Below are 16,436 nucleotides of genomic sequence, written 5' to 3' on the forward strand. Positions count from 1 at the left end.
GTGTTGATGAAGCAAAATGGTCCGGCTCAGCCTGGTAGATATAGTCACGTCCTGCTGCCAGGTTCCTGGTCCTGCAAAGGTATCGTGATGCTAATGTGGGTACCCTTACCCGGTGCGGTGTTAATTATCATTTCTCCGTTTAAGAGCTGGACCCTCTCCCGCATGCCTACGAGGCCGTAGCCATTACCCTCTTTACCAACATTAACAGAGTTTAGATCAAATCCCTTACCAATATCGCGTATCGAAATCATAACCTTATCTGGCTGCATCTCCATTTTAACCTTGGCGCTTTTAACTTGGGCATGTTTCTTAATGTTGTTAATCGCCTCTTGAATAATGCGAAAAAGTGCTATCTCCATGGTGCTATCTAACCGGCGCTGCTGTCCAAAGAAATGAAAATCAATTTCCAGTCCGTACTGTTCCTGATAGGAGGCAAAGTAGCGCTTCAATGCCGGGGCAAGGCCCAAATCATCGAGTACCATGGGCCGGAGGTCAAAAATAATCTTGCGGACGTCCTGGAGACTCAGCATGACTATATTCTGGAGGGCCAGCAATTCTTCCCGGACTTTACTCGGGTCCTTGTCTAAAAGTTTAAGACAATATTCGGCCCGCATAACGATGTTGGCCATGGATTGGGCCGGGCCGTCGTGAATTTCCCGGGCGACGCGCTTGCGCTCTTCTTCCTGGGCCCGGATAATATTGAGGGCCATTTGTTGTGTTTGTTGCAGTTCACCAATCTTTAAGCTCAAATCGTAGAGTCCGCCTTTTAAATAAGTGAGCACCACGCCTACCTGGGAAATCAACCTTTCGGCCCTCTGAACGGTCGTTTGTAAACGGCGGAGGCTTACTTCCAAATGATTGCGCCGGTATTGCAGCACTTTTTCCTTTTCCCTGAGCTTAACAAGTTCAATTTGCAAATTATAGGCCTTATCATAGGCGGCTTTGATATCTTGCTCGGTGTAGCGGTTAAAGTCTTTGCTTACCTCGACTAAACGCAACCGGGCTCTTTTTTCCGCCAGCTCCAGCTTATCGACCTCCGTTATAACAGCGTTTAACTCATCTTTGACGGCAGCCAATTCATTACTAACTTGATTCGCCTCAATCCGGGTATTTTCAGCGATGTCATAAATCTGTGCTTGACTGCGCTCAATGGCTTCGATGGTTTCTTTGATGATGAGGTCGAGAGCACTGATGTCCAGCACCGGGTACACCTCGCTGCAAAGATTTAAATTTAAACTGCCAGGCTAATGCATCCATTTCCGTCAATGCCTCAATAGAAATATTTTATCATACAACTATGGCACCATAAAATTGATTAATTGGCAACCCTTTGTTCATTTTTTCGAACACAACAACCGGATTAACATTAGATCCTTAACCTTTTTAATACAATAGAAAAATTGTATTTGGTTATTAAAAACTGCTTTTACAACATTTAAGGCAGGCTATTGTCCTGATTATTGAATTCGTTTATAATTACAAGTGAAAAATAGTGCAAGTACAAAATTGTATCTTATCTATTCAATTTTTTGTACTGCTTCATAATAAAGGAGGAACGGCCATGCCCGGATTACAGCAGGATGTCCAGGAAATCATCCAGCGCCATCGCAGTCAGGTATCCCATCTTATTGCTATCTTACAGGAAGTACAGCAGAAATATCGTTACCTGCCCGAAGAAGCTTTAGCCCACATTGCCACTGCTTTAAACATTCCCCCGGCGATGGTGTGGGGGGTGGCTACTTTTTATGCCCAGTTTTCCTTAAAACCCAAAGGCAAGTATATTATCCGGGTATGTAACGGTACTGCCTGCCACGTGCGCGGGGCCGAGCATATCCACATGGCCCTGTGCAAGGAACTGGGATTAAAGGAAGATCAAGAGACTACCGCCGATCTCCAGTTTACTGTAGAAACTGTTTCCTGCCTGGGGGCCTGCGGCCTGGCCCCGGTAGTGACCATTAATGATCGAAAAGTTTATGGTCAAATGACGCCCGAAGATGTCCTTAAATTACTACAGGGATTGCAGAGAGAAGCAGAGGCCGTAGAACGGAGGGAAAACATTGCTTAAGTCGCGGCTGGATCTAGAACAATTGGCCAGGCGGGCCAAGGATGGATTGCTTCAAGAAAATGTCCGCATTTTAGTTTGTGCGGGTACGGGCTGTGTGGCTAACGGTTCCCTGGAGGTATACGAAGCTTTTCGTCAAGAACTGGAACGGAAAGGGTTTACTATCAGGGTCGAACTGGTAAAAGAACCGGAAACATCCGGAATAGCTTTAAATATTAGCGGTTGCCATGGCTTTTGCCAGATGGGGCCCCTGGTACGTTTAGAACCGGCAGGTATACTTTATTGTAAAGTAACAAAAGAAGATGTACCGGAGATAATCGCCGAACACCTCATCAACGGCCGCCCGGTGGAGCGGCTGCTTTATCACCATCCAGATACCGGCCGGCCTGTAGCCAGGGAGGAGGATATCCCCTTTTATAAAAAGCAGCGGCGCATCGTTTTAGAACATTGCGGCCGTATTAATCCGGAAGATATCCATGACTACCTGGCCCATGATGGCTACCAGGCTTTAAGCAAGGCCCTTTTTGAGATGACTCCGGAAGAGGTAATCGAGGCCATCCTGGCTTCCGGCTTACGCGGCCGGGGTGGGGGCGGTTTCCCGACTGGACGCAAATGGATCTTCGCCCGGTCAGCGCCGGGAGATAAAAAATATATCATTTGTAACGGTGACGAGGGCGATCCCGGTGCTTTTATGGACCGCAGCGTGATGGAGGGCGATCCCCACCGGGTACTGGAAGGCATGCTGATTGCCGGTTATGCCATTGGAGCCGACGAAGGTTATATCTACGTGCGGGCGGAATACCCCCTGGCCGTAAAAAGATTGCGCCGGGCCGTAGACCAGGCTAAGGCCCTGGGGCTTTTGGGCCAGAACATCCTGGGCACCAATTTTTCCTTCCGGGTGCACATAAAGGAAGGGGCTGGCGCTTTTGTTTGTGGTGAAGAAACGGCGCTGATTGCTTCCATTGAAGGCCAGCGAGGTATGCCCCGCCCCCGCCCGCCTTTTCCGGCTAACAGCGGTCTCTGGGGTTGTCCCACCGTCATTAACAATGTGGAAACTTTAGCCAATGTAGCCCCGATAATCCAGCATGGTCCTGAGTGGTTCAAACAATATGGAACCAGTAACAGTCCTGGGACAAAAACCTTTGCCCTGGCCGGCCAGGTAGCCCACACCGGTCTGGTAGAAGTACCCATGGGGATTACCCTGCGGGAGATCGTTTTCGACATCGGCGGTGGACCGCGGGAAGGCAATAGTTTTAAAGCTGTCCAGATCGGCGGTCCTTCCGGCGGGTGTCTAACGGAAGAGCATTTGGATATGCCCGTGGATTTTGATTCCTTGCAAAAGGTAGGAGCCATGGTCGGTTCCGGGGGAATGGTAGTTGTCGGCCAGGACAGCTGTATGGTGGAAGTCGCCAGGTTCTTCATGACCTTTGTCCAGAATGAGTCCTGTGGTAAATGTGTTCCCTGCCGGGAAGGAACCAAACGGATGCTGGAGCTGTTAACTAAAATAACTACCGGCGAGGCTACCGGGGAAGACCTGGCTCTACTGGAAGAGCTGGCCCTGATGGTAAAGGACGGTTCCCTTTGCGGCCTGGGCAAGACAGCCCCCAATCCGGTGCTTACGACCCTGCGCTACTTCCGGCAAGAATACGAAGCCCATATTCACGATAAAAAATGCCCGGCAAGGGTTTGCAAGGATCTGCTCAGCTACTTTATCGACGCCGGAAAATGCCGCGGCTGCGGCCTGTGTGCCAAAAATTGCCCGGCGGCAGCCATCAGCGGCGACAGGAAAGGGCCCCATACCATCGATCGGGAAAAATGTATTAAGTGCGGGACCTGCCTGGAGAAATGCCGGTTTAATGCTGTTTATACCGCTTGAGGATCTCCGGGAAATTTAAAATGGGAGAGGAAGTGAACGTAGTGACTACCGGGAAAGTAACTGTAGACGGCGAAATAGTAGAGATTAATGGGGCTAAAAACCTCCTGGAGGTAGTTCGCCGGGCCGGTGTTGAATTACCGACTTTCTGCTACCACTCGGAGCTAAGCGTGTACGGTGCCTGCCGCATGTGTATGGTAGAGGTTGAAGGGCAGGGCCTGGTAGCATCGTGTTCTACACCCCCGGCTGACGGCATGAAGATTTACACCAATACCCCCCGAACCAGGCGTTTGCGCCGTATGGTTATCGAACTGCTCCTGGCCAACCACGACCGGGAATGTACCACTTGTGAACGCAGCGGTAGTTGCAAACTGCAGCATCTGGCGCGCCAGCTGGGAGTGACGGAAGTACGCTTTGGCCGCCGGGATAAAAGATCACCGGCGGACCGGACTTCCCCGGCCCTGATCAAGAATCCCAACAAGTGCATTCTCTGTGGTGACTGCGTACGCATGTGCAAAGAAATCCAGGGGGTAGGTATCTGGGATTTTGCCTACCGGGGTTCCAAGACTCATGTAACTACTGCCTTTAATAAGCCGTTGGCCGAAGTAGCCTGTGTCAACTGCGGTCAGTGTGTGGCTGTTTGTCCTACCGGCGCCTTGGCCGTTAAATCAGAAGTAAACCAGGTCTGGGAAGCTATCCAGGATCCCAACAAAACTGTAGTCGTCCAGGTAGCACCGGCGGTGCGGGTGGCCATCGGCGAGGAATTTGGTCTCAAGCCTGGCGAAAAGGCTACCAGGCAAATGGTGGCAGCCCTGAAAAAGCTGGGATTCGACCGGGTTTTCGATACCACCTTTGCCGCCGATATGACCACTACCGAAGAGGCCCTGGAATTGCTGGACCGCCTGCGCAGGCAAGAGAAGTTACCTCTGTTTACTTCTTGTTGTCCGGCCTGGGTCAAATACGCCGAGCAATTCCATGCCGATTTACTGGACAACCTGTCGACCTGCCGGTCGCCCCAGCAAATGTTCGGATCCCTGGTAAAGAAGTATTACGCCCGGGAAATCGGCAAAAACGCCCGGGAAATGGTCTGCGTATCGGTTATGCCCTGTACGGCCAAGAAATTTGAAGCCAGACGGCCCGAGTTTACCACCGCCGGCGTCAGGGATGTCGATTTTGTTCTGACCACCGTCGAGCTGGTGCAGATGATTAAAGAGGCCGGCATTGTTTTCAACGAGCTGGAACCGGAAGTCTTTGACAATCCCCTGGGAATGGGTTCCGGCGCCGGGGTCATCTATGGTGCCTCCGGCGGCGTGATGGAAGCGGTGGTGCGCTTCCTTTACGGGCACCTGGATAGTGCTGACGATAGCGGCCGCGTAAATTTCCTCCCCGTAAGGGGCTTCCAGGGAATTAAAGAGGCAGAGTTAACAATAAATGGTCAGAACCTCAAGCTGGCGGTAGTCAACGGCCTTACCAATGCGGAAGCATTAATTCAACGTGTTACCAGGGGCGAAGTCTTCTACCATGCCATCGAAGTAATGGCCTGTCCCGGCGGTTGTCTGGGCGGTGGCGGCCAGCCGGTCCCCAACGATACTACTACGCGGATTGAACGGATGAAGGGGCTTTACCGACTGGACCGCGGCGAACAGATCCATCGACCCCAGGATAATGTTTTTGTAACCCGGGCCTTTGAGCGGTGGTTTAACGGGCCGAATAATGCCCGTACCCATCGCGATTTGCACACCAGATATTACCCCCGGGAAAGTACCAGCGGTAAACCCGTTGCTTAGCAGTGGTAGATATTTCCTCCCCAGGTGGAGTGCCTGGGGATTTTCATTTTTACGGCCACCTGCGCTCAGTTTTTTAAACCTGCAGCCGCCTTATTCTTGGGGACCAATGACCAGCCGGGCCAGTGGCTCAAAAAATTTTATCAGTGCCTCCGAAGGAAAGAATATTTTATGTCCCAGGGACCAGGGAATCCCCAGGGCCAACGCCGTGAGGGAGAGGAGGGCGAAGGCAAACAGTTCCCGCCAGGCCCGGCGCCGGACCAGGGGCGGGACATCCAGGAGAAAAATAAAGGTATATACAACTATTAAAATAAGTAAACCTGCCATAAGGCCTCCTTGTTCCTACTAGTGTGCCCCGGGCTGCCAGGGACGGCCTGTCATCCCGGTACGTCGCAATTTAGCTTCGACGCTGATGGTAACAGGCAGTTTTTTAAATTCTTCGCTCCAGCGTCCCTGTAACTGGCGCCACACTTCGGGGTACCGGCGGTGGAGGGCGCCGCCGAAGCCGAAAACATCAGTTCCCGCCGTCTTGGCCGCATTGAGGGCGCTGCTGATTTCAGCCGTAATCTGATCCGCCATTCGGCTTTCCAGCGATTTAACGGCCTCTTCTTTGGTAAAGTCCTGGCGGCACTGCTCTTCCAGGAGATTGCCTTCCACCCTGACCTTGATCTTTCCCTGGAGCCGGCCTCCCTGCATATCGACACCGGTCTCGGCCTGGGACGTGATGACATTTACGGATACCAGGTTATTCTCCTGGCAGGGTAACGCCAGCACGGCGCCTTTCACCCTGTTACGCACCCAGGCCCAGCCGCGGGTTTGTTCTTTATCCAACCACGCCACCAGTTTATCATGGTAAAAAAGGCCGGCGCCGTTGAGGCGCGCCGTCATTAACGTTTCCGGTTCGCCGGCGCGCCCGGCGGGACTGCCTCCTGCTGCACCACCGGGGCTGAGAATGGGCGGGAATGGCTGGGGATTGAGTTCCAGCACCGGCAGGACGGTTGTTCCCGCATCACCGGACAAATCGAAAAAAACGTCATTAATGTTGGGTATAAACCCGTAGCCGCTGACCTGGGCCCATTTATGAAGACCGGCTATTTCTTTACCCAGGTTTTTTTCCAGGCCGCTCTGGGCCCTGACCACCACTTCCCGCGCCGGGCCGCGGGTAAGCAAAACCAGGGTGGTGCGGCGTATCTCCGGGTTCCGGTCGACAAAATCCAGGACTTCTTTTATGCCGTACCGGGCCATCTCCTCCCCCACCAGGACCGCGGTAGTATGGGCCAGGTAGGCCCGCCGGGGTAGACCCAGGGCTTTTTCCCGCCCGATGGCCATGAAGGTCTCGTCCCGATCGCTCACTATAAGGGCCTGCCGCTGGGGCAGGGCTTCCCCGCCCCCTCTTTCTCCCCCGCCGGCGGTGGTGGAGGGCCTGATGAACTCAGATGTCAGGACGCGATGGCCGCCTTCCATGTCAAAGGCCGCGCAGGAAAGGAAGGCCAACTCATTTATCTCCCGCCGGTCCCAGCAGCCGCCGGCTAAAACCGCCAGCGTGAAAGCGGCCAGGATGGATGTAAAAAGCAGCAACCTGGGTCTTTTGCTCATCTAAATCTTTAGCCACCCTTTTCTTTTTTTACCTTTTTTACCGGCATTGCCCCCAAGGTACGTCTCCAGCTCTTCCGTCGGTTTTCTTTTCCGGGGCGGGGTAGAGGGTTGCAGGCCGGGCTTGAGGCGCCGCAAATCGCGCCGGCCGGGAAGTACTGGCCGCCTGTGCATGGCCCACCAGGGCGCCCGCCCTACCAGGTCTTTCTGCCCTTCCCAGATAAAGGGTGCCAGGGGGCTTAGATAGGGCTCGCCGAAATTTCTCAGGCTCACCAGGTGAATCAAGATTATCAGCAGGCCGGTAAAAATACCCAGCAAGCCCAAGATACCGGCCAGGAAGATCATCGGCAGGCGGAGCATGCGTACGGCCTGGCTCAAGCCGAAAGTAGGTATGGTAAAGGAAGCGATAGCCGTAGCTGAAATTACAATGACCATCGCCGCCGACATCAGCCCCGCCCGGACGGCCGCTTCACCGATAACCAGGGCGCCGACGATGCTGATGGCCGTGCCAATGGCCCGGGGAAGCCTGATGCCGGCCTCGATGAGAATTTCAAAAAGCACCTGCATGATTAAAGCTTCAACAACGGCCGGGTAGGGCACCAGTTCGCGCTGGGCGGCAATGGATATCGCCAGAGGTGTGGGAATCATTTCCTGGTGGAAGGAGGTCATGGCTACATAGAGGGCCGGCAGCAGCAGGGCGATAAACAGGCCGAAAAAGCGGAACAGGCGGATTCCTATGCTCAAAGGCCAGCGTTCATAATAATCGTCCGGGGCGTGCAGCTGGGACACCAGGCTGCCGGGGAGGACCAAGGCGAAGGGCGTTCCATCAGTTAAAATACCTATTCTGCCTTCTAATAAATCGGCAACCAACTTATCCGGCCTTTCCGTGCGGTTAAGCTGGGGTATGGGAGAAAACGGGGCGTCTTCAATAAGTTCCTCTATGTAGCCGCTCTCCAGGACGCCGTCAATGTCGATCTGCTGCAACCGGCGCCGGAGTTCCTCGAGGACGCCGGGCAACGCTAATCCTTCCAGGTAGCAAATGGCAACTTTTGTGTGAGTACGCCGGCCCAAGTTTATAGTTTCAAAACGGAGCTCAGGGGCGCGCAGCCGTCGCCTGATAAGGGAAATGTTAGTCGGCAAGTTTTCTGAAAAGCCCTCGCGGGGACCGCGGATGGAAACCTCGTTGACAGGTTCTTCTACCGGCCTTTTTTCCCAGCCTTCGATGCTCAGCAACAGGCAACGGCTGCAACCGTTTATCATTAAAGCCGCCTTGCCGTCCAGCATGCCGTTGATTACCTTTACCCATAATCGCTCTTCCTGGAGATCGCCGATGGTCAACCTGGCACGTAGCAGCCGGTTGAATCTGGCTTCGTCCTCCGGCAGGGGGCTTGTCTGCAGGGCCATCAGTGAACGCAGGATATCCCGCTGAACCACATCCCGGTCGATCAGGGTTTCCAGGTAAGCCAGCGCCAGTTTTTTACCCGGCAATTCTATCTCCCTGATGACAAGGTCCTCACTCCGGCCGAAGGTTTTTTTAAGGTATTTAATGTTAGCTTCAAGCCTGGTAGTTATCGGCAGGGCGTGTTCGCTTGAAGTTTGCTTGCCTGGGGTGGCATGGCGCCATAAACGGTGCCATATCCAGAGCAAAGCCAACACCTTCTCTAGCCAAAATTGTGGAACTTGATGGAACTAGTATGAAACCCGGTATGGCTTTATATACCAAGAGCAGTTGTATATTATCCCTCTAAGTGGAAATATTAGTTAGGAAATACTGGCTGGTCACCAGGAGGGAGTAACCGTGGGCGAAAAAGGTAGGATATCTCTCTGGCAATTTTTTATGCTGGTTACCGGGTTCCTTATTGGTACCTCTACCCTGATCATCCCTGTCGGACCGGCCAAACAAGACGCCTGGATATCTTACCTGTTAGCGGGGACCATGGGTCTGGGAGCGGCCTACTTCTATACCGCTCTGGCCCGGCGTTTCCCGCGGGAAATACCGGTGCAGTATGCTACGCGCGTCCTGGGACGGTGGCTGGGGACATGCTGCAATCTTATTTTTCTCTGGTACGCCCTGCACCTGGCGGCCCTGGTGCTGCGCAACGTCGTTGAATTATATAAGCTGGTGATCTTACCCCAAACACCGATGGTGGTAGTCGCCGGGATTTTTGCCGGCCTGGCCGCCTACGCCATTCGCCTCGGGATAGAAATCCCGGCGCGTTTGAGCGAGCTCTTAATTCCTTTTGCTATTGCCGCCATTTTACTTCTCACCGCCCTGGCTGTATTTGTCCCGGGACTGGTTCACTGGGAAGCTCTCCTCCCGGTGATGGAAAAGGGACCGCTGCCAGTCCTGCGCGGTGTTACCCCGGCCTTTGTCTTTCCCTTCGGGGAAAGCGTTTTCTTTTTAGTTATTTTACCTTTTTTAACCGAACCAGGTAAAAGTTTTGGTCCATTCGCCGGGGCCGTTGTCACGGCAACATTGCTTACCGCGCTGGTACTGGTGCGGAACATCATCGTCCTGGGCGCTTCCGAAGCGGCACGAATGAATTTTCCCAGCCTTATCGCCATCCAGATGATTAATATCGGCGACTTCTTGCAACGGATGGAACCGGTCATCATCTTCGTCTGGAGCTTTACCATTTTATTGAAGCTCACGATTGTTTATTATGTCTTTACCCTGGGTACAGCCCAGCTTTTTGGCCTTAAGGATTACCGCTCCCTGGTGCTGCCGGCAGGCCTGCTGCTCACCTTTTTATCCATGAGCCTTTATGAAAATTTTGCCCAGATGTTGATCTTTGCCGGTCGCGCTTTCCCCTTTTATTTCCTCCCAGCTTACCTCCTATATCCCGCCTTACTGCTCATGGTAGCTAAAATACGTAACATGAAAGGATGAGACCACGGCAAACACATACATAATTCCCTGCCGGTACCGGCACAATATGGCGGAGGTGATTAAAATGAGCCCCAAAAAGGATAATGACCGGTTGCGGACGGAAAGACAGCTTGACAAATTAAAGTGGGAAACAGCCAAAGAATTAGGATTGGATGATGATCTGGCCAACGCCGGGGAAGAATTGACCACCCGGGAAGCCGGAAAAATCGGCGGCAATATGGTGCGCAAACTGGTCAAGGCCGGGGAAAAGGCCCTGGCGGTGGAAGGCGATCGCAAAACCCGCTTAAACCTGCAGGATGAGTTGTAGCCGGTCACCAGCCGGCTTCTTTTTGGTGTTGTGGGGCGGCAGGATTAGTTATAACATGACTTTTAGGACGGTCAAAAAACTATGCCTCCCGGCATAAAGTTTAGAAGGTACCAAACTTCCGGGAGGGATAGCTATGCTGACGGAAAGCATGGAAGATTACCTGGAGATGATCTACAGGTTAATCCAGGAAAAAGGTTATGTCCGGGCAGTTGACCTGGCTGAAGCCCTGAACGTACAACCCTCATCCGTGACCAGGATGATCCAGAAGCTCCATGAAGAGGGTTGTATCCAGTATGAAAAATATCGGCACATCGCCCTCACCGATAAAGGGAAGAGGCTGGGGTATTTCCTCGTCTGGCGCGATGCCGTCCTTAAAGAGTTTTTAACCCTCCTCAACGCCCGGGTAGGGGTTGAAGAACAGGTTGAAGGCATCGAGCATTACATCACGCCTCCTACCATGTGCCTGTTTCGCAACCTGGTTCTCTATTTTCGTGCCCATCCAGAATGCCTGGAAGATGTCCAGGCCATGAGCAGGTTAAACAAGTACCCGGAAGGAGAAAAGCTGGAGGACCTCAGGGCCTGGCTGTTCCGCCACAGCAGCGACTAGGAAAAGGTATTTTCAAAACACGGCTCCCGATAGATTTGCCAGCAGCTTTACCAAGAAGCAGGCAGCAAGGCCCAGGACCGTTGGGATTACAGCCGCCAGGAGGGGCCACTTCAAGCTTTGCGTTTCTTTATAAATGGTTAGCAGGGTGGTACCACAGGGCCAGTGCATAAGGGAAAACAGCATAAAATTAAGGGCGGTAATCCAGTTCCAACCGTGTCGCACCAGGATTTCTCCCAGCGCAGCCAGGCTATCCACCTCTGTGAGCATGCCTGTTGAGAGGTAACTCATCAACAGGATGGGAATGACGATTTCATTGGCCGGCAGGCCCAGGAGGAAGGCCAGGAGGATGTACCCATCCAGGCCCACAGCTTTACCTAAAGGCTGCAGCCAGCCGGCAAGATGGTCGATAATGCTTAAATTACCCAGGTGGACATTGGCCAGCACCCAGGTAAAGGCACCGGCCGGAGCGGCCACCAGGACAGCCCTGGTCAGTACATAGAGGGTTCGATCCAGGACGGAACGGGTGATTACCTTTAGCACCTGGGGCGGCCGGTAGGGGGGCAATTCCAGGGTAAAGGACGAGGGTACACCTTTCAGAATGGTACGAGAGAGCAACAAAGAAGTAAAAAACATCAGGACAACGCCTAGCAAGACAATCCCGGCGACGGTGAGGGCTGCCAGTACTGCCCCGGACGCCGTGGTGAGGAAACCGCCCATAAAGATACCGGCCAGGGTAATTAGCGTGGGAAAACGGCCGTTACAGGGGGAAAAATTATTGGTCAGGATGGCAAGCAGCCGTTCCCGGGGGGAATCGATGATACGACAACCAACGACGCCGGCAGCATTACAGCCGAAGCCCATACACAGAGTTAAAGCCTGCTTGCCGTGAGCACCGACCTTTTTAAAGAAATTATCCAGGTTAAAAGCAATGCGCGGGAGATAACCCAGGTCCTCAAGCAAGGTAAACAGAGGGAAGAAGATGGCCATAGGCGGCAGCATAACGGCAACTACCCAGGCCAGGGTACGGTACATGCCCAGGACTACAATGCCATATAACCATTCAGGGGCACCCAGGCGGTGGAATAAACCGGTGAGTGCCTCCTGGAAAGCAAAGAATAAGCCGGCCAGAAGCGTGGAGGGGTAATTGGCACCCTTTAAGGTCAGCCAGAAAACAACGGCCAGCAAAGCCAGCATGATGGGGTATCCCCAGAGCCGCGAAGTTAAAATGGCATCCAGCTGCCAGTCAAGATCCCGCTGCGGCGCAGGTGCCTCCTTTACGGCCCGGGAAACAATGGCTTCCGCCCGGGCGTAAAGGGCCGTCACAATCCGGTCGCGGTAAGACGCCGCCAGATCACCGGCCAGGCGCCGGGCCGCATCAAAAGCCAGGTCGGTTTTCTGGCCAGACATTATGCCAGCACCTCTTTTAAATGCAACTTTGTACCGGGCCCAGATAAGTCCGTACCTAAAAACTGCTGTATTCCCTCTATAAGGGCGGCGTCGCCTTCCAGCAGACGCAGGGCCACCCAGCGGGCATTGAGCCGGCCCCTTAAAAGGGGCTGCAATTGTCTTGCCAGACGGCCGGCAGCCGCTTCAATATCGGCATCATAAATTATGGGAGTGGGAACCGGGCGAAGCGTGCCTGTAGCCACGGCAGCGATAACATCTTTCAACCTGGCCAGCCCCTCCCCCCTTCTGGCTGCCGTTGGTACCACCGGTACTCCCAGTTCGCTAGCCAGAAGGGGCACATCAATAGCTATTTTTTTCCGCCGGGCTTCGTCCATGAGATTCAAGCAAACCACCACTGCGTTCGTTGTTTCCGTTATCTGGAGGACCAGGTTGAGATGGCGTTCCAGGGAGGTGGCATCGACCACCACCACCGTGACATCGGGCCTGCCGAAGCAAATAAAATCCCGGGCCACCTGTTCTTCTACGGAATTGGCCAGTAAGGAGTACGTTCCGGGTAGGTCCACCAGGGTAAAGTTATGCCCCTGGTGGGTAAATTTACCCCGGGCCTGTAAAACCGTTTTCCCCGGCCAGTTGCCGGTGTGCTGTTTTAAGCCGGTTAGAGCATTAAAAACCGTACTCTTGCCGGCATTGGGATTCCCAGCCAGCGCAACAACATAGTCATTACTGCCGGTCGGGAGAAAGTTTTCTTGTAAAGTAGAAAATCCACTCGCCTGTTTTGTGAGCCCCATTTTTGCCACTCTCCTTTTTATACCGGCCGCACCAAAACCTGCTGGCCTTCTTCCCGCCGCAGGGCAATGGTAGCCCCGCGGATAAAAAAGGCTGTAGGATCACCGCTGGGACTGCGGCGTAAAGCTACCACCCTGGTACCCGGTACCAGCCCGAGGTCCATGAGGCGGCGCCGGGTCAGGCCCCGTGCCTGTAAGGAAACTACTTCCCCGGCACTACCCGGCCTGAGGTTGCTGAGGCTGGTAACTGCACTCATTGGCACTCCCCTCTTTTTTACCCGATATCTGTTCGCCCGGCTTACCTGCCGGGAATGCCCTATTGCCCGAAGCCCACATTTTTGCTTGCCACGCAATCCCTTGCCAGCCGGCAACTTTCTGATATCAGGCTATGCCGCCCGCGGGGCCGGTGTTACCCCTTTAAACCGGGAAGGAAAAATTTTTACTTCGAAAGGGTTATAGCCATCCCAGGATGGCTTAAATAAAAAGGCCCTGAGATTAACTCAGGACCACTTTCCTGAAAAATAAACGTTACTATTCATTTTCTGCTTTATATTCCTCAACTGCCTCTATTACCAGGATACGACCGTGGTCTTTAAGCGCCTTCACCTTTTTATCCAGCCTAACGCCTGCTGCCTGGAGAAGGTCCAGGGCGTGTGCACTTATTCCCGGCTCCAGCTCCAGGGCTAATCCGCACAAGGAACTCAGCTCCCTGGGCATGGGTATGAGCCGCCCTTGAAGCCCGGCCCCCTGGACAATTTTTTCCGCCTTGAGGGCATAATAGGTGGAAGGAAAGGTTAACAATACCAGCACATCAGGCATCCCGCAACACCTCTACCAGTTCCCGCACTGCCGCCAGAGTAGCCTCGATTTCGGCCGGAGTATTAAAGTAACCCGGACTCAGCCGCAAGGTACCTGTCGCCAGGGTACCGATGGTCTGGTGGGCCAGGGGGGCGCAGTGGAGTCCCGAACGGGTTACAATTTCATAATGATCGGCCAGCCAGGCGCTGGCCTCCCCTGCCGCGATACCACGGATATTGATTGATACCACCGGCACCCGCTTTTCCGCTGCAGGGCCGTAAACAGTCACTTCCGGCATTTGCCGCAAGCCTTCTAAAAGCATGGCCGTCAGCACCAGGGTATGCCGGCGGATCTCATCCAGCCCGGTTTCCTGGATAAATTTTACCCCCGATCCCAGGGCGGCAATGGCCGGAGCATTAATGGTGCCGCTTTCATATTTATCCGGCATTATTTCCGGCTGGTTAAACAACTCTGAGCTGCTTCCCGTACCGCCATAAATGAGAGGCCTGATGGCATCCGGATAGCGGATATAAAGGCCGCCGGTTCCGGGAGGGCCCATGAGCCCCTTATGTCCGGTAAAGGCCAGCAGGGTAATCCCGGCTGTTTCGACATCGATAGGAATTTCCCCAGCCGTCTGGGCCGTATCCACCAGGTACTGGAGGTGGTGACGGCGGGCGATCTCGCCTACCTCAAAAATTGGCATAATGGTACCGGTTACATTGGAGGCATGGGTAAGGCAGATCAGCCTGGTACGAGGTTCAATAGCTTTTTCTACCGCCCTGGGATCCAGGGTGCCGTCGGCGGCACAGTTGACGATGGTAAAATCTACGCCTCTGTTTTTCAGGGCATATAAAGGACGGACCACAGCGTTATGCTCCATACTGCTGATAACGACATGATCGCCCGGTTCCAGTAATCCCTGTAGGGCCAGGTTCAAGGCCTCAGTAGCATTAGCAGTAAAAATTAAGTTTTCCGGTTCCCGGATGTTGAAAAAGGAAGCCAGTAGTTCCCGTGTTTCCAGGACGGCCAGGCCGGCGTTCAGTGACCCTTTATCGGCACCACGGTTGACGCTGCCGCTCAGCTGCCGCAACCGGGTATCAGCCGTCTGGTAGACGGCTTCCGGCTTGGGCCAGGAGGTAGCGGCATTGTTCAGGTAAATCATGCGCTAATCTTTGACGCTCCCCGTCCCGGCTGGAGGCGCCGGGTTATTTTCCCGCAGGAGTTCCCTGCTGTTATATAATATTCTTTTTTTGCACAGGGATACCCTGTATATGTGGTATAACTTTTCGTTATAAGTCTTTTCTCTTTGCAAGGTAAGCGTCAAATACAACCCACCTTGGCGCAATAGTGAATTTCACCTTCTCCACTGCATTTCTTTTTATTAAAGAAAACTCCTTCCAATTACTAACAACCCTTAACGTTTTATTGGACCAGGCGTAATATTACACTTGACAAAATAAAAAACACCCGGCAGGTTTCACTACCAGGTGCATTACAATATTACTTTTCCTTTGCTTATGATTTCATCATGCAGGAACTCCCCCTGCTTGGCATTACGGTATTGTTCAAGGGAATACGGGCGGGGAGACAGGTCGTAATCAATTTGTTCCGCCAGCTTCTTTAGCATAATGGTTTCCTCTATCCTGTCTTTCCCCAAGTCAGGACTAATAATGGCGACATCGATATCGCTGTCTTCGCCGGCGCGGCCCTCTGCATAAGAGCCAAAAAGGATGGCGGTAGCGACGTTAATCTTGCTTTTTCTGAGTAATTTTACATACTCTTTTACCGTCAATTCAACTTGCTTGCCAGCCATTGAAACACTTCCTCCGCCTTTTTAATAATGTCCCGAGTATGTTCTTCTGTGCATTTGGCGCTTAATTCGGCCTTTTCTTCGGGGTATCGAGCTTCGATATAATATACCGTTAATCGTCGCAAATAATCGATCAGGTCGTTATCGCATTCCTCAAGAAGGCCGGCAGCTTTCGCAAGAGCTACAAGGTCATGTTTGCGCGGCGGTACTTTCTCATACCACTCATAATATACAGCTTTAAATGCTTTCTCAAGGGCTTGTTGACATAGGAATATTGCCCATAACAGCTTTTTCCACTCCAAAAACATGGTACCATATGTTATCGCAAAAATCAATCAAACAATGACCAGTTTCTTTAATTCTGCCGCCAGCATTCTTTTGCCCCTGGCAACTTCTCTGTTTGTTTTCTGAGCAGCCGCCCCGGTTGCTGTGACCGCTGAACAGCATATATTTCCCGTTTCTTTTGTCCTTGGCATCAATATGGGCTACCAATATTTCGATATAAAAAGCCTCGCATAGA

Annotated in this window: 17 protein-coding genes; 6 read left to right on the forward strand and 11 right to left on the reverse strand. The window is 53.0% G+C overall.

From position 1 onward, the window contains the following. Positions 1 to 44 precede the first annotated feature (44 nt). Positions 45 to 1,202 carry a sensor histidine kinase gene (locus tag MCACP_RS08000; protein ID WP_406676265.1) on the reverse strand — a complete coding sequence of 386 codons (1,158 nt, stop codon included), beginning with the start codon at positions 1,200 to 1,202 and terminating at the stop codon, positions 45 to 47. A gap of 359 nt (positions 1,203 to 1,561) precedes the next feature. On the opposite strand from MCACP_RS08000, the gene nuoE reads away from it, so the two are divergent. Genes nuoE through MCACP_RS08015 form a run of 3 tightly spaced genes read left to right on the forward strand, consistent with a single transcriptional unit; the run spans position 1,562 to position 5,722 of the window. Next, complete coding sequence (nuoE, locus tag MCACP_RS08005; RefSeq protein WP_406676266.1) at positions 1,562 to 2,065, forward strand: NADH-quinone oxidoreductase subunit NuoE; 504 nt, start codon at positions 1,562 to 1,564, stop codon at positions 2,063 to 2,065. Next, positions 2,058 to 3,938 (forward strand): NADH-quinone oxidoreductase subunit NuoF, encoded by a 1,881-nt coding sequence (nuoF, locus tag MCACP_RS08010; RefSeq protein WP_406676267.1) that lies wholly within the window; start codon positions 2,058 to 2,060, stop codon positions 3,936 to 3,938. The genes nuoE and nuoF overlap by 8 nt, the downstream gene beginning before the upstream one ends. Positions 3,939 to 3,958: 20 nt before the next feature. Continuing rightward, positions 3,959 to 5,722 (forward strand): [FeFe] hydrogenase, group A, encoded by a 1,764-nt coding sequence (locus MCACP_RS08015; RefSeq protein ID WP_406676268.1) that lies wholly within the window; start codon positions 3,959 to 3,961, stop codon positions 5,720 to 5,722. Positions 5,723 to 5,812: 90 nt separating this feature from the next. Here the strand turns inward: MCACP_RS08015 and MCACP_RS08020 are convergent, their stop codons facing one another. The 3 genes from MCACP_RS08020 to MCACP_RS08030 are packed head-to-tail and all read right to left on the reverse strand — an operon-like array spanning position 5,813 to position 8,959. Further along, complete coding sequence (locus MCACP_RS08020) at positions 5,813 to 6,046, reverse strand: hypothetical protein (RefSeq protein ID WP_406676269.1); 234 nt, start codon at positions 6,044 to 6,046, stop codon at positions 5,813 to 5,815. Between the two features lie 18 nt (positions 6,047 to 6,064). Continuing rightward, positions 6,065 to 7,315: a Ger(x)C family spore germination protein gene (locus MCACP_RS08025; RefSeq protein WP_406676271.1), complete on the reverse strand. Its 1,251-nt coding sequence runs from the start codon at positions 7,313 to 7,315 to the stop codon at positions 6,065 to 6,067. Next, the gene (locus MCACP_RS08030; protein ID WP_406676272.1) at positions 7,316 to 8,959 is read right to left on the reverse strand and encodes a spore germination protein; all 1,644 of its coding nucleotides are present in this window, start codon (positions 8,957 to 8,959) and stop codon (positions 7,316 to 7,318) included. A 151-nt stretch (positions 8,960 to 9,110) separates the two neighbouring features. Between MCACP_RS08030 and MCACP_RS08035 the strand changes: the two genes are divergently transcribed. The 3 genes from MCACP_RS08035 to mntR all read left to right on the forward strand — a co-directional run bounded on the left by MCACP_RS08035 (position 9,111) and on the right by mntR (position 11,116). Further along, entirely contained in the window at positions 9,111 to 10,202 is a 1,092-nt protein-coding gene (locus MCACP_RS08035) for a GerAB/ArcD/ProY family transporter (protein ID WP_406676273.1), read from the forward strand. A 64-nt stretch (positions 10,203 to 10,266) separates the two neighbouring features. Continuing rightward, complete coding sequence (locus MCACP_RS08040) at positions 10,267 to 10,509, forward strand: small, acid-soluble spore protein, alpha/beta type (RefSeq protein ID WP_406676274.1); 243 nt, start codon at positions 10,267 to 10,269, stop codon at positions 10,507 to 10,509. A 133-nt stretch (positions 10,510 to 10,642) separates the two neighbouring features. Further along, entirely contained in the window at positions 10,643 to 11,116 is a 474-nt protein-coding gene (gene mntR / locus MCACP_RS08045) for a transcriptional regulator MntR (RefSeq protein ID WP_406676275.1), read from the forward strand. A 12-nt stretch (positions 11,117 to 11,128) separates the two neighbouring features. Here the strand turns inward: mntR and MCACP_RS08050 are convergent, their stop codons facing one another. The 7 genes from MCACP_RS08050 to MCACP_RS08080 all read right to left on the reverse strand — a co-directional run bounded on the left by MCACP_RS08050 (position 11,129) and on the right by MCACP_RS08080 (position 16,251). Then, positions 11,129 to 12,523 (reverse strand): nucleoside recognition domain-containing protein, encoded by a 1,395-nt coding sequence (locus MCACP_RS08050; RefSeq protein WP_406676276.1) that lies wholly within the window; start codon positions 12,521 to 12,523, stop codon positions 11,129 to 11,131. Next, positions 12,523 to 13,311, reverse strand: a complete 789-nt coding sequence (locus tag MCACP_RS08055) for a FeoB small GTPase domain-containing protein (protein ID WP_406676277.1) — start codon at positions 13,309 to 13,311, stop codon at positions 12,523 to 12,525. Before MCACP_RS08055 ends, MCACP_RS08050 begins: the two co-directional genes overlap by 1 nt. Before the next feature lie 17 nt (positions 13,312 to 13,328). Further along, the gene (locus tag MCACP_RS08060) at positions 13,329 to 13,565 is read right to left on the reverse strand and encodes a FeoA family protein (protein ID WP_406676278.1); all 237 of its coding nucleotides are present in this window, start codon (positions 13,563 to 13,565) and stop codon (positions 13,329 to 13,331) included. Positions 13,566 to 13,839: 274 nt separating this feature from the next. Then, on the reverse strand, positions 13,840 to 14,127 hold the full coding sequence (locus MCACP_RS08065) for a DUF3343 domain-containing protein (protein ID WP_406676279.1): 288 nt from the start codon (positions 14,125 to 14,127) through the stop codon (positions 13,840 to 13,842). After that, positions 14,120 to 15,268, reverse strand: a complete 1,149-nt coding sequence (locus MCACP_RS08070) for an aminotransferase class V-fold PLP-dependent enzyme (RefSeq protein ID WP_406676280.1) — start codon at positions 15,266 to 15,268, stop codon at positions 14,120 to 14,122. Before MCACP_RS08070 ends, MCACP_RS08065 begins: the two co-directional genes overlap by 8 nt. A gap of 330 nt (positions 15,269 to 15,598) precedes the next feature. Continuing rightward, positions 15,599 to 15,919, reverse strand: coding sequence for a nucleotidyltransferase domain-containing protein (locus MCACP_RS08075; protein ID WP_106005505.1), 321 nt, complete (start codon positions 15,917 to 15,919; stop codon positions 15,599 to 15,601). Beyond that, positions 15,895 to 16,251: a HEPN domain-containing protein gene (locus MCACP_RS08080; RefSeq protein WP_406676281.1), complete on the reverse strand. Its 357-nt coding sequence runs from the start codon at positions 16,249 to 16,251 to the stop codon at positions 15,895 to 15,897. Before MCACP_RS08080 ends, MCACP_RS08075 begins: the two co-directional genes overlap by 25 nt. Positions 16,252 to 16,436 lie beyond the last annotated feature (185 nt).

Origin of the sequence: Neomoorella carbonis, from assembly GCF_045278715.1 — a bacterium.
Taxonomy (GTDB): domain Bacteria; phylum Bacillota; class DSM-521; order Neomoorellales; family Neomoorellaceae; genus Neomoorella; species Neomoorella carbonis.